At 65.7% G+C, this 22,868-nt stretch carries 17 protein-coding genes; 8 read left to right on the top strand and 9 right to left on the bottom strand.

Annotation, left to right across the window (positions count from 1 at the left end):
* Positions 1-38 precede the first annotated feature (38 nt).
* The 4 genes from hrpB to nhaA all read left to right on the top strand — a co-directional run bounded on the left by hrpB (position 39) and on the right by nhaA (position 6,158).
* Entirely contained in the window at positions 39-2,630 is a 2,592-nt protein-coding gene (gene hrpB / locus FJ428_RS28250) for an ATP-dependent helicase HrpB (protein WP_140880617.1), read from the top strand.
* 72 nt (positions 2,631-2,702) lie between these two features.
* Positions 2,703-4,034 carry an ActS/PrrB/RegB family redox-sensitive histidine kinase gene (locus FJ428_RS28255; protein ID WP_140513548.1) on the top strand — a complete coding sequence of 444 codons (1,332 nt, stop codon included), beginning with the start codon at positions 2,703-2,705 and terminating at the stop codon, positions 4,032-4,034.
* Positions 4,035-4,097: 63 nt separating this feature from the next.
* Positions 4,098-4,661: an ActR/PrrA/RegA family redox response regulator transcription factor gene (locus FJ428_RS28260; protein WP_140624884.1), complete on the top strand. Its 564-nt coding sequence runs from the start codon at positions 4,098-4,100 to the stop codon at positions 4,659-4,661.
* 300 nt (positions 4,662-4,961) lie between these two features.
* A complete protein-coding gene (gene nhaA / locus FJ428_RS28270) occupies positions 4,962-6,158 on the top strand; it encodes a Na+/H+ antiporter NhaA (RefSeq protein WP_140523596.1) in 1,197 nt (398 codons plus the stop codon).
* A 31-nt stretch (positions 6,159-6,189) separates the two neighbouring features.
* On the opposite strand, the gene FJ428_RS28275 is transcribed toward nhaA, so the two are convergent.
* From FJ428_RS28275 to cueR, 3 genes are read right to left on the bottom strand one after another with little or no spacing between them, the layout of a single operon-like run.
* Positions 6,190-6,690 carry an MmcB family DNA repair protein gene (locus FJ428_RS28275; RefSeq protein WP_140559812.1) on the bottom strand — a complete coding sequence of 167 codons (501 nt, stop codon included), beginning with the start codon at positions 6,688-6,690 and terminating at the stop codon, positions 6,190-6,192.
* Between the two features lie 39 nt (positions 6,691-6,729).
* Positions 6,730-7,149 carry an OsmC family protein gene (locus FJ428_RS28280; protein WP_140880618.1) on the bottom strand — a complete coding sequence of 140 codons (420 nt, stop codon included), beginning with the start codon at positions 7,147-7,149 and terminating at the stop codon, positions 6,730-6,732.
* A 50-nt stretch (positions 7,150-7,199) separates the two neighbouring features.
* Positions 7,200-7,619, bottom strand: coding sequence for a Cu(I)-responsive transcriptional regulator (cueR, locus tag FJ428_RS28285; protein ID WP_140497137.1), 420 nt, complete (start codon positions 7,617-7,619; stop codon positions 7,200-7,202).
* Between the two features lie 223 nt (positions 7,620-7,842).
* Between cueR and FJ428_RS28290 the strand changes: the two genes are divergently transcribed.
* On the top strand, positions 7,843-8,460 hold the full coding sequence (locus FJ428_RS28290; protein WP_140497135.1) for a L,D-transpeptidase: 618 nt from the start codon (positions 7,843-7,845) through the stop codon (positions 8,458-8,460).
* Between the two features lie 148 nt (positions 8,461-8,608).
* Here the strand turns inward: FJ428_RS28290 and FJ428_RS28295 are convergent, their stop codons facing one another.
* From FJ428_RS28295 to FJ428_RS28315, 5 genes are all read right to left on the bottom strand, one after another.
* Positions 8,609-9,178: a NifU family protein gene (locus tag FJ428_RS28295; protein ID WP_140497133.1), complete on the bottom strand. Its 570-nt coding sequence runs from the start codon at positions 9,176-9,178 to the stop codon at positions 8,609-8,611.
* 278 nt (positions 9,179-9,456) lie between these two features.
* A complete protein-coding gene (locus tag FJ428_RS28300; protein WP_140497131.1) occupies positions 9,457-9,948 on the bottom strand; it encodes a universal stress protein in 492 nt (163 codons plus the stop codon).
* Between the two features lie 103 nt (positions 9,949-10,051).
* Positions 10,052-11,119: a tryptophan--tRNA ligase gene (gene trpS / locus FJ428_RS28305; RefSeq protein ID WP_140880619.1), complete on the bottom strand. Its 1,068-nt coding sequence runs from the start codon at positions 11,117-11,119 to the stop codon at positions 10,052-10,054.
* 172 nt (positions 11,120-11,291) lie between these two features.
* Positions 11,292-12,899, bottom strand: coding sequence for a murein biosynthesis integral membrane protein MurJ (murJ, locus tag FJ428_RS28310; protein WP_140880620.1), 1,608 nt, complete (start codon positions 12,897-12,899; stop codon positions 11,292-11,294).
* 46 nt (positions 12,900-12,945) lie between these two features.
* Complete coding sequence (locus FJ428_RS28315) at positions 12,946-15,747, bottom strand: [protein-PII] uridylyltransferase (protein WP_140559740.1); 2,802 nt, start codon at positions 15,745-15,747, stop codon at positions 12,946-12,948.
* A gap of 187 nt (positions 15,748-15,934) precedes the next feature.
* Here FJ428_RS28315 and FJ428_RS28320 point away from each other — a divergent pair, with 187 nt between their 5' ends.
* From FJ428_RS28320 to FJ428_RS28330, 3 genes are all read left to right on the top strand, one after another.
* Positions 15,935-18,439 (top strand): heavy metal translocating P-type ATPase, encoded by a 2,505-nt coding sequence (locus FJ428_RS28320; RefSeq protein ID WP_140880621.1) that lies wholly within the window; start codon positions 15,935-15,937, stop codon positions 18,437-18,439.
* A 43-nt stretch (positions 18,440-18,482) separates the two neighbouring features.
* Positions 18,483-18,875 (top strand): DUF305 domain-containing protein, encoded by a 393-nt coding sequence (locus tag FJ428_RS28325; RefSeq protein WP_140556843.1) that lies wholly within the window; start codon positions 18,483-18,485, stop codon positions 18,873-18,875.
* Between the two features lie 78 nt (positions 18,876-18,953).
* Positions 18,954-19,799, top strand: coding sequence for an aldo/keto reductase (locus FJ428_RS28330; RefSeq protein WP_140880622.1), 846 nt, complete (start codon positions 18,954-18,956; stop codon positions 19,797-19,799).
* A gap of 254 nt (positions 19,800-20,053) precedes the next feature.
* Here the strand turns inward: FJ428_RS28330 and mutS are convergent, their stop codons facing one another.
* The gene (mutS, locus tag FJ428_RS28340) at positions 20,054-22,816 is read right to left on the bottom strand and encodes a DNA mismatch repair protein MutS (protein ID WP_140880624.1); all 2,763 of its coding nucleotides are present in this window, start codon (positions 22,814-22,816) and stop codon (positions 20,054-20,056) included.
* Positions 22,817-22,868 lie beyond the last annotated feature (52 nt).

Consider the following 22,868-nt stretch of genomic DNA (forward strand, 5'->3'; position numbering starts at 1 on the left):
GGTTGCATGGCGACCACGAGCGCTGATATGCGGGCGCGATGACGACAAAAGTCTTGCCGGAGCTTCCGGTATCCGCCGTGCTGCCGGCGCTGGGCCATGCGCTCGGCTCCGGCAACGGCGCCGTGCTTGTGGCGCCGCCCGGCGCCGGCAAGACGACGCTGGTGCCGCTGGCGCTGCTCGCTGCGCCATGGCTGGGCACGGGCAAGATCGTGCTGCTGGAGCCGCGCCGGCTCGCCGCCCGCGCCGCCGCCCGCCGCATGGCCGAATTGCTTGATGAGGAGCCCGGCGCCACCGTCGGCTATGCCATGCGCATGGAGAACCGCACTTCGGCCCGGACAAAAATACTGGTCGTCACAGAAGGTGTGCTGGCGCGGATGATCCTTGACGATCCCGAACTGCCCGGAATCTCGGCCGTGATCTTCGACGAATTCCACGAGCGCTCGCTCGACGGCGATTTCGGCCTCGCTTTGGCGCTCGACGTGCAAGGCGCGCTGCGGCCGGACCTGCGCGTCTTGGTGATGTCGGCGACGCTGGACGGCGCCCGTGTCGCGAGGCTGTTGTCGGGCGCGCCGGTGATCGAAAGCGAAGGCCGTGCCTTTCCCGTCGACATCCGCTACGACGAACGGCCGGCCGGCATCGCAATCGAAGATGCCATGGCCAAGGCGATCCGCTCCGCTCTTGCCGACGAGAGCGGCAGCGTGCTTGCCTTCCTGCCCGGCCAGCGCGAGATCGAGCGCACCGCCGAGCGGCTTGCCGGCAAGGTCGGCGCCGACACCGATATCGTGCCGCTCTACGGCATGCTCGATGGCAAGGCGCAGGACGCGGCGATCAGGCCGGCGCCGGCGGGCCGCCGCAAGGTGGTGCTGGCTACGTCGATCGCCGAGACCTCCATCACCATCGACGGCGTGCGGGTCGTCATCGATTCCGGCCTGTCGCGGCTGCCGCGCTACGAGCCGGCCAGCGGCCTGACGCGGCTGGAGACGGTGCGCGCCAGCAAGGCCTCCGCCGACCAGCGCGCCGGCCGTGCCGGACGCACGCAGGCCGGCGTCGCCATCCGACTGTGGCGCGCCGAACAGACGGCGTCGCTTCCAGCCTTCACCCCGCCGGAAATCCTCGAGGCCGACCTTTCCGGCCTGCTGCTTGACTGCGCCGCCTTCGGCGTCGCCGATCCGACGAGCCTCGCCTTCCTCGATCCGCCGCCGGCCCCGGCGCTCAACGAGGCAAGGGCGCTGCTGCGCGCGCTTGATGCCATCGACGAGGCGGGGCGGCTGACGGAAGCGGGCGCCGCGATGCGCAAGCTCGCTCTACCGGTGCGGCTGGCGCATATGGTCGCCGAGGCGGCCCGCGGCGGCCATGCCGGCGAGGCGGCCATGCTCGCGGTGCTGCTGACCGAGCGCGGGTTGGGCGGTGACGGCGCCGATCTCGAACGCCGGCTGATGCGCTTTCGCCAGGAAAGATCGCCGCGCGCCACCGCCGCGCGGCAACTCGCCGAACGCCTGGCGAGGCAGGCCTCTTCACCCTCCCCCTTATGGGGGTCCGAAGGACGGGCGAGACCCGTGGCTCGCCCCGGAACGTCGATCCGCGAAGCGGAGCGGGGCGGGGGGCTTTGGCGCCGCACCCCCACCCCGGCGCTACGCGCCGACCCTCCCCACAAGGGGGAGGGTGGCAGCGCTGGTCCTCTCCTCATCCATGCCTGGCCCGACCGCGTCGCCAAGGCGCGCGGCGAGCGCGGGCGTTTCGTGCTGGCCAACGGCTCCGGTGCCATGCTCGATGCTGCCGATCCGCTTGCCGGCGAGGCGTTTCTGGTTGTCGCCGACCTGCAGGGCAAGGCGCAGAATGCGCGCATCACGGCGGCGGCGGCGATCAGCGAGGACGATATTCGTTCAGCACTGGCGGAAAGGATCGAAACCCGCAGGCAAACGAGCTTCGATCGCGAGCGCCGCGCCGTGCGCGTGCGCGAAACCGTACGCCTCGGCGCTATCACGCTGGCCGAGCGCATGCTGCCTCCGCCAACCGGCAATGAGGCCGACCGCGCCATGCTTGACGCCTTGCGCGAACATGGACTTTCGCTGCTGAGCTGGAGCAAGGAGGCCGAGACGCTGCGCCAGCGCCTGTCCTGGCTGCATCGCGGCCTTGGGGCGCCGTGGCCCGATATGTCCGACACGGCACTTATCGATCGCCTCGACGACTGGCTGCTGCCGTTCCTGTCGGGTGCCGCATCCTTCTCGGCCATCGATCCGGGTGTCGTCCCGGCCGGGCTGACGGCGCTTGTGCCGCACGATTTGCAGCGCCGGATCGACGCACTTGCGCCGACCCATTTCGACGTGCCGTCCGGCAGTCGCGTGCCGATCCGCTATGACGGCGAGTGGCCCATTTTGGCGGTTCGTGTCCAGGAACTGTTCGGTCTCGACCGGCACCCCGCAATCGCAGGCGGCACCGTGCCGCTGACGCTCGAACTGCTGTCGCCCGCGCACCGGCCGATCCAGACGACGCGCGACCTGCCCGGCTTCTGGCGCGGCTCCTGGGCCGATGTGCGCGCCGACATGCGCGGTCGCTATCCCAAGCACGTGTGGCCGGAAAATCCGCTGCTCGCCGCCGCCACCAGCCGCGCCAAGCCGCGCGGGACGTAGTTGCTTGGCGATTGGCGCAAACGCCATCGCTTCGTCATCCACCTAGCGCTCGCCGCTTCGCGGCTGTATTTCATGGCCATGATCAACGTATTGCGTTCTCCCGACTTCCAGCAGAGCCAGCGACTGCGCCTCAACACGCTGATCCGGCTGCGCTGGCTTGCCATTGTCGGCCAGAGCGTGACGGTGCTTTTCGTCGCCTATGGCCTGAAATTCCCACTGCCGGTCAGCCTGTGCTTTGCCCTGATCGCCTGTTCGGCCTGGATGAACCTGCTCCTTGCCTTTCGGTTCCCGGCCGCGCACCGGCTCACGCCGTTCGCGGCCTTCGGCATCCTGATCTTCGACAGCCTCCAGCTTGCCGGCCTGCTCTACATGACCGGCGGCCTTACCAATCCGTTCTCGCTGCTGATGACGGTGCCCGTGGTCATTTCGGCGACGTCGCTGCCCTTGCGCCTGACCGCGGTGCTTGGGGGGCTGGTGATGACGGCGGCGACCTTGCTGGTCTTTTTCCACTTGCCATTGCCCTGGCATGAAGGCGCGCCGCTGGCGATGCCCTTCATCTATGTTGCCGGCATGTGGATGGCGGTGCTGTCATCGATCGCCTTCACCGCTATTTACGCCTTCCGCGTGGCCGCGGAAGCCCGCCTGCTGGCCAATGCGCTCGCCGCCACCGAACTGGTGCTCCAGCGCGAGCAGCATCTGTCGGCGCTCGACGGGTTAGCCGCCGCCGCCGCGCATGAGCTCGGCACGCCGCTCGCCACCATCACGCTGGTCGCCAAGGAGATGGAAAAGGCGCTCGGCAAGGACGCGAAATACGGGGAGGATGTGACGCTGCTGCGCTCCCAGAGCGAGCGTTGCCGCGAGATACTCAAGCGCCTGACCAGCCTGTCGTCCGAGGGAGAGGCGCATTTGTCCCGCCTGCCTTTGACCTCGCTGGTCGAGGAGGTCACCGCGCCGCACCGCGACTTCGGCATCTCGATCAAGCTCAGGCCCGGCGAGCGCAGCGGCCCCGAGCCGGTCGGGCGCCGCAATCCCGGCGTCATCTACGGCCTTGGCAATTTGGTGGAGAACGCCGTCGATTTCGCCCGCGAGAGCGTCACCGTGCGCTGGAGCTGGGACGAGGCCACCGTCACCTTCTCGATCATCGATGACGGTCCCGGCTTTCCGCCCGAGATCATCGACCGCATCGGCGAGCCCTATATGTCGACACGCCAGGGCACGGAGGCCGGCGGCGGGCTGGGGCTGGGCCTTTTCATCGCCAAGACATTGCTCGAGCGATCGGGCGCCACGCTCGACTTTCGCAATTCGAGCGGACTGGGCGAGGGCGCCATGGTACGGATTTCATGGCCCAGAAATGTTTTCCTGAACCCGGAATCGGCGCCCGCGACGATGTTTGACACCGCGTAAATTGGACAATCGCCACGCAAAACTATATCTGCGTAAAATTAAGGCAGCAGGAATTTCAAGACGATGACAGGCGATGAAAACAATGGCGCAATGGTTGAGGGCGAGGACACCTCGCTTCTGATCGTCGACGACGACAAACCGTTCCTGACCCGTCTGGCCCGCGCCATGGAAACCAGGGGGTTCGTGGTCGAAACGGCCGAGAGCGTCGAGGAGGCGGTCGGCAAGGCACGCGCCAATCCGCCCGCCTACGCGGTGGTCGATATGCGGCTTGGCGACGGCAACGGCCTCGACGTCGTGGCCGCCATCCGTGAGAAGCGCGAGGATTCCCGCGCGATCATCCTGACCGGCTACGGCAACATCGCCACCGCGGTGACGGCGGTGAAGCTCGGCGCCGTCGACTATCTGTCGAAGCCGGCCGACGCCGACGACGTCTTTGCCGCGCTAACCCGCACGGCCGGCGAGCGCGCCGCGCCCCCGGAAAATCCGATGTCGGCCGACCGCGTGCGATGGGAGCACATCCAGCGTGTCTACGAAATGTGCGAGCGCAACGTCTCCGAGACCGCGCGCCGCCTCAACATGCATCGCCGCACCCTGCAGCGCATCCTGGCCAAGCGCGCGCCGCGCTAGGAGCGCGATGCGCTGAGCATTCCTTCGGACCGGTTTCTGCTTACGGGGAAGCATCCAATTGTCGAACTCGGCGCCGCCCCTCACCTGCCTGCCGGCATCCTCTCCCCGTATAGTGACGGGGAGAGGGGCGCTGTCATCGCCGATTTCGCTAACCACCAGCGTTGCAAAGAGGCGCCGACGCTGCGGCCAGCCTCTTTCTCCCCGTCACTATACGGGGAGAAATGCCCGGGAGGGCAATGAGGGGCGGCGCCGGCCTCGACAATAAGGCCTGCCGGACAGGGCGGCATAACGGAGGGTGAAATGCGGGACTTGAAACAGCGGCCGGTTTCCGTCTTGCGCGAATTTCTCGACAGCGAGGCGGCCGGCGGCATCATGCTGATGGTGGCGGCGGCATTGGCCTTGATCGTCGCCAACTCACCGCTCTCCGGAACCTATTTTGCCGTCCTCCACGCCTATCTCGGCCCGCTCAGCGTGTCGCATTGGGTCAATGATGGACTGATGGCGGTGTTCTTCCTGCTCGTCGGCCTGGAGATCAAGCGCGAGATGCTGGACGGCCAGCTCTCGACTTGGCCGCGCAGGGTGCTGCCCGGCATCGCGGCGGCCGGCGGCATGGTGGTGCCGGCGCTGGCCTACGTCGCCATCAACCGTGACAATGCGGGCGCGCTGTCCGGCTGGGCGATCCCGACCGCCACCGACATCGCCTTCGCGCTCGGCGTGCTGTCGCTGCTCGGCAGCCGCGTACCGGCCTCGCTCAAGATATTCCTCACCGCCCTTGCCATCATCGACGATCTAGGCGCGGTCATCATCATCGCGATCTTCTACACCAGCGGTCTGTCGCTTGCCTATTTGGGCGCCGCCTTCGCGGTGATCGCCGCGCTTGTCGTGCTCAACCGCATGCGGGTGATGAGCCTCGTGCCTTACCTCGTGCTCGGTGCGATCCTGTGGGTGCTGGTGCTGAAGTCGGGCGTGCATGCCACGCTTGCCGGCGTGGCGCTGGCCCTGACCATTCCGCTCGAACGCACCGCCGGCATCGAACGCGATCTCGATCATTCGCCGCTGCACCGGCTCGAGCACGGCCTGCACGCAATAGTGCCCTTCGTCGTCATCCCCATCTTCGGCTTCGCCAATGCCGGCGTTTCGCTGGCGGGCCTCAGCGTCGGCGCGCTGTTCGAGCCGCTGACGCTCGGCGTCGCCGCCGGCCTCGTCGTCGGCAAGCTGGTCGGCGTGTTCGGTTCCTCCGCGCTCGCCATCCGCTTCGGTCTCGCCGACCTGCCGGCCCATGCAGGCTGGCTGCACATGATCGGCATCTCGCTGCTGTGCGGCATCGGCTTCACCATGAGCCTGTTCATCGGCCTGCTCGCCTTCGCCAGCGACACGGCGCTGCAGGACGCGGTCAAGGTCGGCATTCTCTCCGGCTCCCTGGTCGCAGCGCTGCTCGGCGCGGCCGTCCTGCTGATGGCGCCGGCGGCGAGCGGGGCGGATGAAGGCGAGGAGTAGAGGTCCACAAGCGCAGGTTCTGCGAGGCAGCCTACTCGCTCTCCCCCTCCAGCGCCGGCACGGCCACTCCGGCGAGTTCCGCCGCCAAAAGCCGCGCGGCACCGGCCCGCGCGATGCGCAGCATCAGCGCCTTGCGCGTAGCCGCCGCCATGCGGTGCTCGGGCGCCTCGCGCAAAATCTCCGCGCCATAGCCGTCGGAGAGGATGAAGCCGCATTCTTCGGGAAAAATCTCCGCCGGCACGCCGGGATGGGTGGCGAAGAAGAAGCGATCCGAGTGCAGCCGGTAGTCGGGCCATTTGCGGTCGACGCGAAAATCCTCGACCGAGGACTTGATCTCGATGATCCAGATGTCGCCGTGGCGGGTCAACGCGACAAGGTCGGCGCGGCGGCCGGTCGCCAGGGACAGTTCGGGCAGCACATGCGCGCCCATTTCGCGAAGCAGCCGCTGCACCCCGCGCCGCACCAGCATGGCGCGTTCGGACTGGCGACCATCGATGAGCGGGTTCAGGGGAATCGGTGAGATGATTGGCATGACGGGACCATGCCAGATTTTGTTCATGGTTTGAACCCGTTATGAGCGGCCAGGCCCCGTCGTTTCGATCGTAACCGGCACGCCCTGGCACAACGAGTTGCTGACCGTGGAAACCACGCTTGCACGGTCAATGATCCTTTGGGGATCGGACCCGTCCAAGGTCTCGCAGGAAACCGTCATCCTTGCCGCGGTCGCCAGCAGGGGCTTGCCGTCGAGGTCAAGCCTCACCGAGACGGCGATCCTGCCGAGTTTCACGCCGATCTCGTCGGCGACATAGCGAAGGTCGTTGCAGAAGCAGCCGCCGATCGCCAGCGCCAGCAGCTGGCCGCCATTGAAGCCCAGGCCCATGCCGCCGGCCTTGCCCTCGGGCCGGTCGACGACGATCGTGTGGCCGCCGGCCCAGCCCATGGCGGCTTCGGTGCCTTCGACATTGTGCAGTTCGACAGTCATCGAGGCCATCGGCATCCTCCCTCCGTAGCCGAGAGGCGTCGGGCCTGGCCGGCACGGATCTATGCGACCGTGACGGCTTTATCGCCGAGCGGCGCGGTTCCCGCAATGTCATCGATGATCGGGCAGTCCGGCCGGTCGTCGCCATGGCAGGCCTGGACGAGCTTCTGCAGGGTCGATCGCATCGACTGCAGCTCGCGCACCTTCTCCTCGATCGCCCTGACATGGGCGGTGGCGATCTCGCGCACGTCGTGGCTGGCGCGGCTGCGGTCCTGGTAAAGCGCCATCAACTGGCGGCAATCGTCGATGGAAAAGCCCAGGTTGCGGGCACGGCGCAGGAAGGTCAGCCGATGGATGTCGTCGCCCGAATAGTCGCGATAGCCGTTGCCGGCACGCGCAGGCGCGATCAGGCCGATTTCCTCATAGTAGCGGATGGTCTTGGCTGGCAGACCGGAACGCTGGGCGGCGTCGCCGACATTCATGGTTGTTCCTCGATTCCTGCTGGCCCGAGAGTCATGGCCATTGAATTTCCTTCACAATCCGGTGAAGGCTGTTGCCGAAATGCCGCAGTTGCTGGCTTACCGGCAGGTGAGGTCTTGCATATAGGCATCGCGTACTTGGCAAGCAAAGCAAATGCCAGCATGAATGATGGCAAGAAAGCGGCCGACTCGTGCCGCGGATGTTTGGCGGGGCACGGATCACCTCATGCGCATGAAGTCGCTTGCAGTAATTGCCGCACTGGCGCTGTCCACCGCACTCGCCGGTTGCAGCACCATTGGCGGGCAGATATTCTCCAACGACTATGGCGCGGTGACCGACGCCGGCTACCAGCTGCCGCGCATCCCGATCGAAAAGGTGCCCGCGAAGTATCACCGGCAGGAGGTGAACTACGACACCAAGGAAAAGCCGGGCACCATCATCGTCGATACGCAGAACAAGTTCCTCTATTTCGTCGAGGGTGACGGCCGGGCAATTCGCTACGGCATCGGCGTCGGCCGCGAGGGCTTCGAGTGGCATGGCACCGCCCATGTCGCCATCAAGCGCGAATGGCCGACCTGGACGCCGCCGTCGCAGATGATCAAGCGCCAGCCGGAACTCGCCAAGTTCGCCGGCGGCATGGAGCCGGGCCTGAAGAACCCGCTCGGCGCGCGCGCGCTGTACCTGTTCAACAAGGGCGGCGACATGGGCTATCGCCTGCATGGCAGCCCGGAATGGAACTCGATCGGCAAGGCGATGTCGTCGGGCTGCATCCGGCTGATGAACCAGGACATCATCGACCTTTACGATCGCGCCGAGGTCGGCGCCAAGGTCATCGTTCTCTGACCGTGACCGCGAGGTTCATGGTCAAAACCGTTCGTACGCGGACCGTCTAGGCAACAACGGACGTCCCCAACAAAAAACCGGGCAATTCGGCCCGGTTTTTTGTTGCTTGCATTTGAGAAACGTCGCCGCGCTCGGCGAAGGCGAGCGGTCAGGCGACCTGTTCGACCTGCTGGACCTCGGGAACGAAGTGGCGGAGCAGGTTCTGGATGCCGTGCTTCAGCGTCGCCGTCGATGACGGGCAGCCGGCGCAGGCGCCCTTCATGTGCAGGAACACAGTGCCGTTCTCGAAGCCGCGGAAGGTGATGTCGCCGCCATCCTGGGCCACTGCCGGGCGCACCCGTGTGTCGAGCAGCTCCTTGATGGTGATGACGAGTTCCTCGTCGGCCTTGTCATAGAACTCGCCGGTCTGGCTGGTCTCCGCGGCCGGGCCGGCATTGGCCATGACAGGCGCGCCGGACATGAAATGCTCCATGATGGCGCCCAGAATCGCTGGCTTCAGATGCTGCCAGTCGGGCCCGTCCTTGGTCACGGTGATGAAGTCGTAGCCGAAGAAGACGCCGGTGACGCCCGGTATTTCGAACAGCCGGCCGGCCAGCGGCGAGGCCGTCGCCGCACTGTCGGCATCACGGAAATCGGCGGTACCTTCCAAAAGCACTTCCTTGCCGGGCAGGAATTTCAGCGTCGCCGGGTTTGGCGTCGATTCGGTCTGGATGAACATGGCCGTCTCCGTGCCCGTCTCGGGCAGATAGTTTGGAATAATTCTAAATAAGCTCTATCGGCTGGACATTCAAGCGAAACGCATCGCCCGAATGGCTGGCTGGCGGAATGTTTTTGCGACTCCTGCCAAGCATTATGAAGTGCGCCGAGATTCGGGTCAGGCCGAGTCGAAAATGGTGGTTTCCGAGAACCGGAGCGGAGCGTACTTGAAGTACGTGAGCACCGGAAGCGCAGGAACCCGGCATTTGCAGGCCGGCATCACCCGGATACCGATACACTTCAGGCGAGGCTGTCGATCTCCTCGTCCGACAGGTTTTGCGGCACCACGGTCACCGGGATAGGGAAGGCGGCGCCCTTGCCTGCCACCGCGCCGACCAGCGGCCCGGGCCCTTCCTTGCCGGCGCCGGCCGCCAGCACCAGGATGGCGATATCCTGGTCTTCCTCGATCAGCTTGTGGATCTCTTCGGTGGGCTTGCCCTCGCGCACCACCATCTCCGGTTCGATGCCGAGCTTCTGGCGCACCTTGTTGGCATAGCTGTCGAGCGCGGTGCGTGCGGTGGCGGTCGCCTCCTCGCGCATGATCTTCTCGACGCCCAGCCAGTGCTGGAAATCGTCCGGTTCGATGACATAGAGCAGCACCAGCACGCCGCTGGTGCTCAGCGCCCGCTTCGAGGCGTAGGCGACGGCGCGCTCGCATTCGGGCGTATCGTCGATGATCGCCAGGAACTTCCGGCGATGTCCGGCTTCGCGGCTGAGGCGTTTGGAGACCATGTCTATTTACTCGATGTCATTTCGGCCGCAATCTGCCACTGCGGCTGACCGGCGGCAAGCCGCCGGTCTTTGGCCGGTATGGTGCGGGGCATAAGGATGCGGATCAGTCCTGCAGCAGCCCGATGATGTCGCGCACCGTCTTCATCGTCGCTTCGGCCAGCACGCCGGCGCGCTCGCCGCCGTCCCGCAGTACCGCGTCGACATAGGCGCGGTCATCGGAAATGCGGCGCATTTCGGCGGCGACGGGAGCCAGTTTTTCGACTGCCAGGTCGGCCAGTGCCGGCTTGAACACCGAAAACTGCTGGCCGCCGAACTCCTTCAGCACCGCCTCTTTCGATATGTCGGCAAGACCGGCATAAATGCCGACCAGGTTTTCCGCTTCCGGCCGGGCGGCGAGGCCGTCCACTTCGCTCGGCAAGGCTTCCGGATCGGTCTTGGCCTTGCGGATCTTCTTGGAGATGGCGTCGGCATCGTCGGTCAGATTGATGCGCGACAGATCCGACGGGTCCGACTTCGACATCTTCTTGGAGCCGTCGCGCAACGACATGATGCGCGCCGCCGGCCCGCCGATGACCGGCTCGGTGATCGGAAAGTAGCCGTTCACAATTTCCTCTCCGACCTGCATCTCGACGCCGACGCCAAGACCGGCGATGCGGTCCGAAAAGTCGTTGTTGAATTTCTGGGCGATGTCGCGCGTCAGTTCCAGATGCTGCTTCTGGTCCTCGCCGACCGGCACATGGGTGGCGCGGTAGAGCAGGATGTCGGCTGCCATCAGCGAGGGATAGGCAAGCAGGCCGAGCGAGGCGTTCTCGCGGTCCTTGCCGGCCTTGTCCTTGAACTGCGTCATCTTGTTCATCCAGCCGATGCGCGCCACGCAGTTGAAAATCCAGGCGAGCTCGGCGTGCTGCATCACCCGCGACTGGTTGAACACGATGTGCTTCTTCGGATCGATGCCGGAGGCCAGGAATGCCGCGGTGATGGAGCGCGTCTGGTCCTTGAGGTCGTCATAAACCAGCTGGGCCGTCAGCGAATGCAGGTCGACGACGCAGTAGATGCAGTCGGACGTCTCTTGCAGGGCGACGAATTTCTTGATGGCGCCGAGATAATTGCCAAGATGCAGATTGCCGGTTGGCTGGACGCCGGAGAAGACGAGTGGCTTGAAGGCGGACATGGTTTCCTCGTGGCTTGTGGAGGGCCGTATAAGCGTGATTCCGAAAAGTTGCAGACTTTTCGGAGCCAATCACGCGGCTGGAAACCGCGTGCGGCGAAAGTCTTGCGACGGCGCGCTTATGGACGAACATGACGCTGCGATCAAGACTGCTATTGCAGTCGGACTGCCCGGCCTACTCGTCCAGCTCGGCGTTTACGGCTGGTGGTGTCGCCTTGCCTGAGCCGCGCTTCACATTGCGGCGGATCATGCCGAAATCGGCGCCGCCGCTGGCAAAGGCCGTGACGAAGTAGAGCAGCGCCCCGCCGGCCACCAGCCCCAGCAGCGTCGTAGCCTTGACGACCAGCGGCGAGCCGGAGCCGAGGCTGGCGCTCAGCCAGTGTTCGGCGAAATAGAGGGCGACGCCCATCACCGCCGCCGAGAGCACCAGACGCGGAATGCGCTTCAGAAGCGGCACGTCGCGGCCCCAATGGCCGCGCCGGATCAGCACCCCGAGCAGCATCAGCGCGTTGACCCAGCCGGCTACCGCCGAGGCCACGGCGATGCCGGGCGCGCCCATCCTCGGAAACAGCGTCAGCGCGGTGGCGACGTTCACCGCCACCGAGATGGCGGCGAAGATCATCGGCGTGCGTGTGTCCTCGCGGGCGAAATAGCCCGGGGTGAACGCCTTGATCAGCACGAAGGCCGGCAGGCCGAGCCCGAAGATCGCCAGGATCGCCGCCACGACAGGCGTCGAATGGTTGGCGGCGAACGCGCCGCGCTCATAGACCAGCCGCACGATCGGCTCAGACATGACCCAGAGCGCCACCGCAGCCGGCAAGGTCATGAACAAGGTGAATTCGACCGAGCGGTTTTGCAGATTGGCCGCCTCGATCAGATTGCCCGACTTCAGCGCCCGCGACAGTTCCGGCAACAGCACGATCGCAACGGCGACGCCGACCACGCCAAGTGGCAGCTGGTAGACGCGGTCGGCATAGGCGAGCGAGGAGACGGCGCTGTCCTGCGCCGAGGCGATGGCGGTGCCTATCAGCTGGTTGATCTGGGTGATGCCGCCGGTGATCGCCGCCGGCAACGCCAGGATCAGGAGCCGCTTCACGTTCGGCGTCATCTTCGGCCGGCGGAAACCGATCGAGATGCCGGCGTTGCGAACCGCCACCCAGACGATGGCGAGCTGCACGAGGCCCGCCGCCAGAACGCCCCAGGACAGGCTGAAGCCGACGGCATGCGCATCCAGCCCATGATACCAGGCATAGCCAAGCACGCTGATCAGGATGATGTTGAGAAAGGCAGGCGCGATCGCCGCGGCGAAATAGCGGCGTAGCGAATTCAGCATGCCCGCCATCATGGCGGCCAGCGACATGCAGATGAGATAGGGGAACATGATCGTCGCCAGAGTGACGGTCGTCTCGAACTTGCCCGGCGTGTCGGCGAAACCCGGCGCCACCAGGTAGCGCACGATCAGCGGCATCGCCAGTTCCATGGCGATGGTCAGCGCCAGCAGCGCCGTGAACAGCACCCCGAACACTTCCTCTGAAAAGCGCTTGGCGCCGTCGGTGCCGTGCGTCTCGATCTCCTTGGCGAACAACGGCACGAAGGCGGCATTGAAGGCGCCTTCGGCGAACAGCCGGCGAAAGGTGTTGGGAAACTGGAAGGCGGCGTTGAAGGCGTCGGCCACCGGTCCGGTGCCCAGTGCTGCCGCCATCAGCATCTCGCGGCCGAAACCGAGCGCGCGGCTCATCAGCGTGCCGGAAGCGACCGTAGCGAATTTCTTGACGAGGCTCATGCGTTTGGAGACTGCCTGCGCGATTGGGACAAAGTGATGGTGGCGCTCACTCGGCGGCGGCCCTGGTCCTGCTGCCGCGTTCGGAGGCCGTGCCCTCGAGCGTCGCCGTCAGCCGGTTGCGGATGGTGGTGGTGCGTGACGGGCTGTCGATCTTCTGGCCGGTGAGATCGGTGACATAGAACGTATCGATCACCTTTTCGCCGAAGGTGGTGATGTGGGCCGACGCGATGTCGAGCGACAGGTCGGACAGCGTTCCGGTGATCTCCGACAACAGGCCCGGCCGGTCCAGCCCCTCGACCTCGATCACCGAAAATCGGTTCGACAGCGTGTTGCGGATTTCGGCGCGCGGCGCGATCCGGAAGACCTTGGCGCCGCGCTTGGGCTTGGTGCGCTTCTCGATCATCTCCGGCAGCCAGCTTTTGCCCGACAGCACGTCCTCGATCAGCCGCCCGACGCGCTCGGCACGCCGGCGCTCGTCCTCGTCGCGATCGAACTCCCTCGAGATCAGGATCGTGTCCAGCGCGCGGCCGTCCGAGGTGGTGAAGATCTGCGCGTCGACGATGTTGCCGCCGGCCGCCGCACAGGCGCCGGCGATCACCGACAGCAGGCGCGGATGGTCCTGCGCCAAAACGGTGATCTCGGTCACCGCCTCGAACTGGTGCGTCTTGACCATGGTGGCGAGCTTGTTGCCGGACGCATCCGCCTCGCGGATGAATTCGGCGTGGCGAAGCTGGTCCGGCAGGTCGACGGTCAGCAGGTAATTCTCATAGTGCAGGCCGACATAGCGTTTGCGGATCTTGTCGGGCCAGCCGGCGAGCGCTTCGGCCAGGCACTCGCGCGCCGCCGCCGTGCGCTGGGCGCGCGACACTTCCGAGAAGCCGCCGGTGAGCAGCAGTTCGGTCTCGTAGTACAGCGTGCGCAGCAACTGGCCCTTCCAACCGTTCCAGACGCCCGGTCCGACGCCCCTGATGTCGCAGACGGTGAGGATGAGAAGCAGCTTCAGCCGCTCGACGGACTGCACGATCGAGGCGAAGTCCTCGATCGTCTTGCGATCGTTGAGATCGCGCGTCTGCGCCGTCATCGACATGACCAGATGGTTCTCGACCAGCCAGGCCACCGTTTCGGTGTCGGCGGTCGAAAGTCCCATATGCGGGCAGATGCGCCGGGCGATCCGCGCGCCAGCTTCCGAATGGTCCTCCGGCCTCCCCTTGGCGATGTCGTGCAGCAGCACGGCGACGTAGAGCGCTTCGCGGCTCTTTCTCAGTCCCGGCATCAGCGAATGCGACAGCGGATGCACCTTCTCGCCGTCGCCGCGCTCGATCTCGGCCAGCACGCCGATGCAGCGGATCAGATGCTCGTCGACCGTGTAGTGGTGGTACATCGAGAACTGCATCATGGCGACGATCTTGCCGAAATCGGGGATCAGCCGGCCCAGCAGCCCCGCCTCGTTCATGCGGCGCAGGTTGAGCTCGGCATTGCGGTCCGAGGTCAGGATGTCGAGGAACAGCCGGTTGGCCTCCTCGTCGCGCCGCAGCGACTTGTTGACCAGGCCGAGCGAGCGGGTGAGCAGCTTCAGCGCGTCGGGATGGAATTCCAGCCCGTGCTTGTCGGCGAACCAGAACAGCCTGAGCAGATTGACCGGATCGCGCTCGAACACCTGGTCGTCGGCGATGTTGATGCGGTGGTTGTCGACGATGAAATCCGACGTGCCGGCAAGCTTGCGCTTGCGGCGCTGGAAGGTGAGGAAGATGCGGTTGAAGCCCGGCACATGCTTGGCCTGCTCCTCTTCGAGCGCGGCGCAGAAGATGCGGGTCAGGTCGCCGACATCCTTGGCGACGAGGAAATAGTGTTTCATGAAGCGCTCGACCGCCGACAGGCCGGGATGCGTGGTGTAGCCCAGCCGCTCCGCGATCTCGCGCTGGATGTCGAAATGCAGCCGCTCCTCGGCCTTGCCGGTGAGGAAATGCATGTGGCAGCGCACGGCCCACAGGAAATCCTCGGCCTTCTGGAATTCGCGGTATTCGGCCTGCGTGAAGACGCCCTTCTCGACCAACTCCTCGCCGGTGCGCACCCGGTAGAAATATTTGCCGATCCAGAACAGCGTCTGCAGGTCGCGCAGGCCGCCCTTGCCGTCCTTGACGTTGGGCTCGACCAGATAGCGGCTTTCGCCGGCCTTGGCATGGCGCTCGTCGCGTTCGGCGAGCTTGGCCTGCACATATTCCGGTCCGGTGGTGCGCACCACCTCATGGTCGAAGCGCAGCATCAGTTCGTCGTAGAGCTTCTGCTCACCCCACAGGAAGCGCGCTTCCAGGATCGAGGTGCGGATGGTGATGTCGGTGCGCGACAGCCGCAGGCATTCCTCGATGTTGCGGGTCGCGTGGCCGACCTTCAGCCCGAGGTCCCACAGCATGTAGAGCATGTATTCGACTGTCTGTTCGCCCCACGGCGTCTGCTTGTAGGGTAGCAGGAACAGGAGGTCGATGTCGGATCCCGGCGCCAGCGTGCCGCGCCCATAGCCGCCGACCGCGACGACGGCCATGCGTTCGGCCACCGACCGGTTCTTTACCCGGTAGACATGGGTCGCGACAAAATCGTAGAGCGCCCGGATCAGCTCATCCATCAGATGCGACAGCCGCTCGGCGCAGGCATTGCCGCCGCCATCCTGTTTCAGCATGGCCTCGGCTGTTTTGCGCCCCGCGGCGAGCCGGCCCTTGAGAAGCTGGAGAACCCCGGCGCGGGCGGCCGATCCGGAGCCGTCCCCGGTCGTGGCCGCCGTCAGCGCGGTCATCTCGCGGCGCAAGGCGTCGCCGTCGATCAGTTCGTCGAGCTTCAGGGAGATTTTCGCCATGGTACCGGTTGGCCTTGCCTTTTGGGCGGCGTCTATAGCGCGTTTCCGCGGCGCTGGGTATGGGGGCGGGTTGACGCGTTTCCATGGTGCGGGACACCCGCGACAATAAAATTCAAGCCAGTCCTTGACCTTCCAGTTACTGGAAGGACTACCTCCGGCTCGAAGCAGTTCGATAGAGGCATTCGAAATGACGCATTCAGATCACGATCATCACGCGCATGGTGGTTGCTGCGCGGCAAAAGGTGCGGCCGTGGATGCGGGCGCCGTCACACGCGATCCGGTCTGCGGCATGACCGTCGATCCAGCCGCCGGCAAGCCGACATCGCAGCATGCTGGCCGTCTCTATCATTTCTGCAGCGAAAGCTGCCGTTCGAAATTCCGGGCCAAGCCGGAAACATACCTGACCGCCACCGACCCCGTCTGCGGCATGAGCGTGGACCGCGCCACGGCAAAGCATTTTCTGCGCCATGACGGCCAGGGCTTCTATTTCTGCTCCGCCGGCTGCAAGTCGAAATTCGAGGCGGCGCCGCAAACCTATCTCGGCGACAGACCGGCGCCGGAAGCGATGCCGAAGGGCACGCAATACACTTGCCCGATGCATCCCGAGATCATCCGTGACAAGCCCGGCTCCTGCCCGATCTGCGGCATGGCTCTCGAGCCGATGGGCGTTCCGACCGGTGACGAGGGGCCAAATCCCGAACTGGTCGATTTCACCAGGCGGTTCTGGGTCAGTGCGGTGCTCTCGGTGCCCCTTCTCATCGTCGCCATGGCGCCGATGATCGGTCTGTCGCTCGAGAACCTGATAGATGACCGGACAAAGGTCTGGATCGAGCTGGCGCTCGCGAGCCCGGTCGTGCTTTGGGCCGCATTTCCGTTCTTTCATCGCGGCTGGGACTCGATCCGCAACCGCAGCCCGAACATGTGGACGCTGATTTCGCTCGGCGTCGGTGCGGCCTATCTCTACAGCGTCGTCGCGACGCTGTTCCCGGACATTTTTCCGCATCAGTTCCGCGGCCATGGCGGGGCGGTGCCGGTCTATTTCGAGGCCGCAGCCGTCATCGTCGCGCTGGTCTTTCTCGGCCAGGTGCTGGAACTGCGCGCCCGCGAAAAGACCGGCTCGGCGATCCGCGCCTTGCTTGATCTCGCGCCCAAGACCGCCCGCCGCATAGGAGAGGATGGTTCCGAGAGCGATGTGCCGCTGGACAGCGTCAAGGCCGGCGAGCGCCTGCGCATCCGGCCCGGCGATGCCGTGCCGGTCGACGGTACCGTACTTGAAGGCCGCTCTTCCATCGACGAATCGATGATCACCGGCGAACCGTTGCCGGTCGAGAAGGCCGAAGGTGATGTCCTCACCGGCGGCACGCTCAACAAGAATGGCTCGCTGATCATGCGCGCCGACCGGATCGGCGCCGAGACCACGCTCTCGCGCATCGTCGAGCTGGTCGCCAAGGCGCAGCGTTCGCGCGCCCCGATACAAGGGTTGGCCGACCGCGTTTCCTTCTACTTCGTCCCGGCTGTCGTTCTGGTCGCCATCGCCGCGTTCGTCGCCTGGGCGGTCTTCGGCCCCGAGCCCAGCCTGATCTTCGCCATCGTCTCGGCGGTCTCGGTGTTGATCATCGCCTGCCCCTGTGCTCTGGGCCTCGCCACGCCGATGTCGATCATGACCGCCACCGGACGCGGCGCGCATGCCGGCGTGCTGATCAAGGAGGCCGCCGCGCTCGAACGCTTCGCTTCCGTCGATACGTTGATCGTCGACAAGACGGGAACCCTCACCGAAGGCCGGCCGAAACTGACGGATGTCGTGGCCGCCGATGGGTTTTCGGAGGAGGAATTGCTGGGCCTCGCCGCGAGCCTGGAGAAGGGCTCGGAGCATCCCCTGGCCGAGGCTATTGTCGAAGGCGCCGCGACCCGCGGTGTAGGGGTCGCCGAAGCCAGCGGCTTCGAGGCGGTCACCGGCAAGGGTGTTTCCGGTGCCGTTTCGGGCAGGAATATCGCGCTCGGCAACGCCGCCATGATGCGCGATCTCGGCGTCGACGTGTCCACCGTTTCGACCTCGGCCGAGGCGCTACAAGGCGATGGCAAGACGGCGATGTTCGTCGTCGTGGACAGGAAATTGGCCGGCATCGTGGCCGTCGCCGATCCGGTCAAGGCGACCACCGCCGAGGCGATCAAGGCCCTGCACGACAGCGGCTTGAGGATCATCATGGCGACCGGCGACAATGAGCGCACGGCAAACGCGATCGCCAGGAGTCTCGGCATCGACGAAGTCCGCGCCGGCCTGTTGCCGGAACAGAAGGGCGCGCTGGTCGAGGAATTGCGCGACAAGGGCGCCGGCGTCGCCATGGCCGGCGACGGCGTCAACGACGCACCGGCCTTGGCCGCCGCCGATGTCGGTATCGCCATGGGCACCGGCGCCGATGTCGCCGTCGAAAGCGCCGGCATCACTTTGGTCAAGGGCGACCTCAACGGCATCGTGCGTGCCCGCACACTGGCCCAGGCGACCATCCGCAATATCAGGCAGAACCTGTTCTTCGCCTTCCTCTACAATGTGCTTGGCGTGCCGGTTGCGGCCGGCGTGCTCTATCCGCTGACCGGCACGCTGTTGTCGCCGATGCTGGCGGCGGCGGCGATGAGCCTGTCCTCGGTTTCAGTGATCGCCAATGCGTTGCGGCTGAGGACATTGAAACTTTGAGCCGATCCCCCAAATACGAAACCCGATCAACAGGAGACCATCAATGACCTTGGCCAAGAAAATCGTGCTGCTGCTGATGGCGGCTGGAATGCTGGTTGCCGTCTTCCTCGAAAGCGTTCCCGCACAGAGCGAAGAGATGAAGCACGACATGGCCGGCATGGCGACGGGGGCGGAAGGCCCGTCGACCGCAGGCTACAAGGCGGCTATGGACAAGATGCACGCCGACATGATGGCCTCCAAATACACCGGCGATGCCGACGTCGATTTCGTCCGCGGCATGATCCCGCACCACCAGGGCGCCATCGACATGGCCAAGGTCGAACTCGCCAACGGCAAGGACCCCGAGATCCGCAAGCTGGCCGAGGCGGTCATCGCGGCGCAGGAAGCCGAGATCAAGCAGATGCAGGACTGGCTCGCCGCCCACCCGGTGAAGTAAGCTTTCTGGGCTCGGCGAGAACGCCTCTGGATTTCTCGCCCGGCCTGTGATGCGATCCGATCTCAACGGGAGCCTGCCATGCCATCGAGCATCAGAACCACCACGCTGCCCTGCGGCGAAGCCATCCCCGTTCTCGGCCAGGGCACCTGGAAAATGGGCGAGGATTCGCGCCGCCGCGCGGAGGAGGTGAATGCCCTCAAGCTTGGTCTCGATCTCGGCGTCAAGCTGATCGACACCGCCGAAATGTACGCCAGCGGCGGCGCCGAGGAGGTGGTGGCCGAAGCCATTGCCGGGCAGCGTGCCGAGGTCTTCCTGGTCTCGAAGGTGCTGCCGTCCAACGCCTCGCGCGCCGGTGCGCAGCGCGCCTGCGAGAACAGCCTGAAGCGCCTCGCGACCGACCGCATCGATCTTTATCTGCTGCATTGGCCGGGCAGCGTGCCACTGGCGGAAACGGTCGAAGCCTTCGAGGCGCTGAAGAAAGCCGGCAAGATCCGCCACTGGGGCGTCAGCAATTTCGACACAGGGGAGATGGAAGAGCTGATCGGCCTGCCCGACGGCGGCAACGTCCAGACCAACCAGGTGCTCTACAATCTGGTCCGGCGCGGCCTTGAGTTCGATCTGGCGCCCTGGAGCCGGAAACGCGGAATTCCTTTGATGGCCTATTCGCCGGTCGAGCAGGGCGCCTTGGCGCGCAATGCCAGCTTAGACGCGGTCGCCGCCCGCCACGGTGCGACCGCGGCACAAATCGCACTGGCCTGGGTGATGCACCAGGATGGCGTCATCGCCATTCCCAAGGCCAGCAGCCAGGACCATGTCCGCCAGAATGTCGCGACACTCGACATCGAGCTTACGCGCGAAGACCTCGCCGACCTCGACCGCGCCTTCCCGCCGCCGAGCCGCAAACGCGGGCTGGAGATGATCTGAGCGTTGTCGGTGAAGCTGCCAATCTCCCCCCTCGAGGGGGAGATGCCCGGCAGGGCAGAGGGGGGCGCTGTCCCGCCAACATATTAATTTTTACAACGACGGCTTCCGCGCTGGCATGCTCCGGCGGGCATCGTCAGGGGGCAAGTTAATCAAGGCCGGCACTTTACGAGGCCCCCCTCTGTCCTGCCGGACATCTCCCCCTCAAGGGGGGAGATTGGCGGTTTCGGCGATACCGCCATGCCAGCAGGTTCAATTTACATCCCTGCCAGCCCCTTCAACCGATAAAGCGCTTCCAGTGCTTCCCTCGGTGTCATCTCATCGGGATTGATGTCACCGAGTGCGGCGCCCAGCGCATCACTCTTGACCGGCTTCTGCGCTTCCCGCTTCACCGCCACGGAAAACAGCGGCAGGTCGTCGACCAGCCGGTTGGTCTTGCCCGAAACCTCGCCTTCCTCGAGCTGGTGCAGCACTTCCTTGGCACGGTCCACCACCGCCTCCGGCAGGCCGGCCAGCCGCGCCACCTGGACGCCGTAGGAGCGGTCGGCCGCGCCCTTGCCGACCTCGTGCAGGAAGACGACGTCGTTCTCCCATTCCTTGACCCGCATGGTGACGTTGTGGAGCCGCGCCAGCTTGCCGGCAAGCGAGGTCATTTCGTGGAAATGCGTGGCGAAGATCGCCCGGCAGCGGTTCTTCTCGTGCAGATATTCCACCGCGGCCCAGGCGATCGACAGGCCGTCGAACGTGGCGGTGCCGCGGCCGATCTCGTCGAGGATTACCAGCGCCCGTTCGCCGGCCTGGTTGAGGATCGCCGCCGTCTCGACCATCTCGACCATGAAGGTCGATCGGCCGCGCGCCAGATCGTCCGAGGCGCCGACGCGGGAAAAGAGGCGGTCGACGACGCCGATATGGGCCGATGTCGCCGGGACGAAAGAGCCGGTCTGGGCCAGGATGGCGATCAGCGCGTTCTGCCGCAGGAATGTTGATTTACCGCCCATATTGGGGCCGGTCAGCAGCCAGATCGCGCCGTTCTTAGCGCTGCCCTCCGGCGACAGGTCGCAGTCATTGGCCACGAACGGCCCTTCGCCCGAGCGTCGCAGCGCCTGTTCGACCACGGGATGGCGCCCACCCGAAATCTCGAAGGCAAGGCTGGCATCGACCAGCGGCCGGCACCAGGCCTCGCTTTCCGACAAAAGCGCGAGCGCCGCCGACACGTCGAGCACGGCGAGCGCATCGGCCCCGGCGCGGATCTTCTCCGCTTCGCCGACCGCTTCCGCCGTCAGCGCATCGAAGGCGGCAAGCTCGATGCTCAGCGCCCGGTCGGCGGCATTGGCGATCTTCGTTTCAAGCTCAGCCAGCTCCGTCGTGGTGAAGCGCATGGCGTTGGCCATGGTCTGGCGGTGGATGAAGCGCGCCTTGGCGCCATCGCTGCCGGTCATCACCGCGTGATGGTTGGCGGTCACCTCGATGTAGTAGCCGAGCACATTGTTGTGCCGGATCTTCAGGGACCGAATGCCGGTCTCCTCGATCAGCGAACGCTCCAGCCCGGCGATCACTTTTCGCGACTCGTCGCGCAGCGCCCGCATCTCGTCGAGCTCGGCGTTGTAGCCGCCTCGGATGAAGCCGCCGTCGCGCTTCAGCAGCGGCAGTTCCTCGCCAAGTGCCTGCGTCAGATGCCCGGCAAGCGCGTGCGGCAGCGCCCGGATGGCGGCGAGCGCCGCCGCCAATTCCTGGGGCAGGGCGGTCGCGGCAAAGACCTCCGCGATCGCGCCGGCCGCCTCGAAGCCGGCGCGCAGCGCGCCGAGGTCGCGCGGGCCGCCGCGGTTGAGCGCCAGCCGCGACAGCGCGCGCGGCATGTCGGCGACGCTCTTCAGGCTCGCTCGCACCGCCTGGCAAAGCCGCGTCTCGGAACGGAAGAACGACACCGAATCCAGCCGCGCGGCAATTGCCGCCGGATCGGTCAGCGGCGCCATCAGCCGATCGGCGAGCAGCCTGGCGCCGCCACCGGTCACCGTGCGGTCGATCGCCTTGAACAATGAGCCTTCACGGCTGCCCGACAGCGTGCGCAGCAGTTCCAGGTTGCCGCGCGTCGCCGGGTCGATGAACAAAGTCGAGCCGGCCTCCTCGCGCTCGGGACGCGACAGCGGCGGCCGCTCTGCCTTCTGCGTCTTTTCGACATAGGCGATGGCGCCTGAGATCGCCGACAGCTCGGCACGCGAAAACGCGCCGAAACTGTCCGGCGTCGCCACCTCGAAAAAGCGGGCGATGCGCCCGGCGGCCGAAGCCGAATCGAATAGGCTCGGCGGCTGCGGGTTGGCGACGCGGCCGAGCACGTCGAATACCGATCGCAATTCGGGATCGTGGAACACCGGCTCGGCGACGATCAGCTCGCGCGGATCGACGCGGAAGATGTCGGCCAGCAGCCGGTCGGCGGTGGTGTCTGTGACCCGGAAAGCCCCGGTCGAAATGTCGATCCAGGCCAGGGCAAAGCTTCCTTGGGTCCCGGTCGCGCCGCCGCGCTCCCCACTTCTTGGATCGCCGCCGCCCTTCACTCGTCCCAGCGCCATCAGGAAACTCGATTCCGACGGCGCCAGCAATTTGTCCTCGGTGATGGTGCCAGGCGTCACCAGCCGCACCACATCGCGGCGCACCACCGATTTGGAGCCGCGCTTCTTGGCTTCGGCCGGATCCTCGATCTGCTCGCAGACGGCAACGCGGAAACCCTGCGCGATCAGTTTCTGCAGATAGTCGTCCGCCGCATGCACTGGCACGCCGCACATCGGGATGTCGTGTCCCTGATGCTTGCCGCGCTTGGTCAGCACGATGCCGAGCGCCCGGCTCGCCTTCTCCGCATCCTCGAAGAACAGCTCGTAGAAATCGCCCATCCGGTAGAACAGCAGCGAATCCGGGTTCGCCGCCTTGATCTCGATGAACTGCTCCATCATCGGCGTGACGCCGCCAGCGGCTGCCGGCGTGATCGCCTCGGGAGCGTCCGGTTCGTTTTGAATGTGCATGTTCATGCGCTCACGCTAGCAGATGTGGCGGCGGGGTTTAATGCCGGCCATTGGAAAA

It is taken from the genome of Mesorhizobium sp. B2-8-1 (assembly GCF_006440955.1).
Lineage (GTDB): Bacteria > Pseudomonadota > Alphaproteobacteria > Rhizobiales > Rhizobiaceae > Mesorhizobium.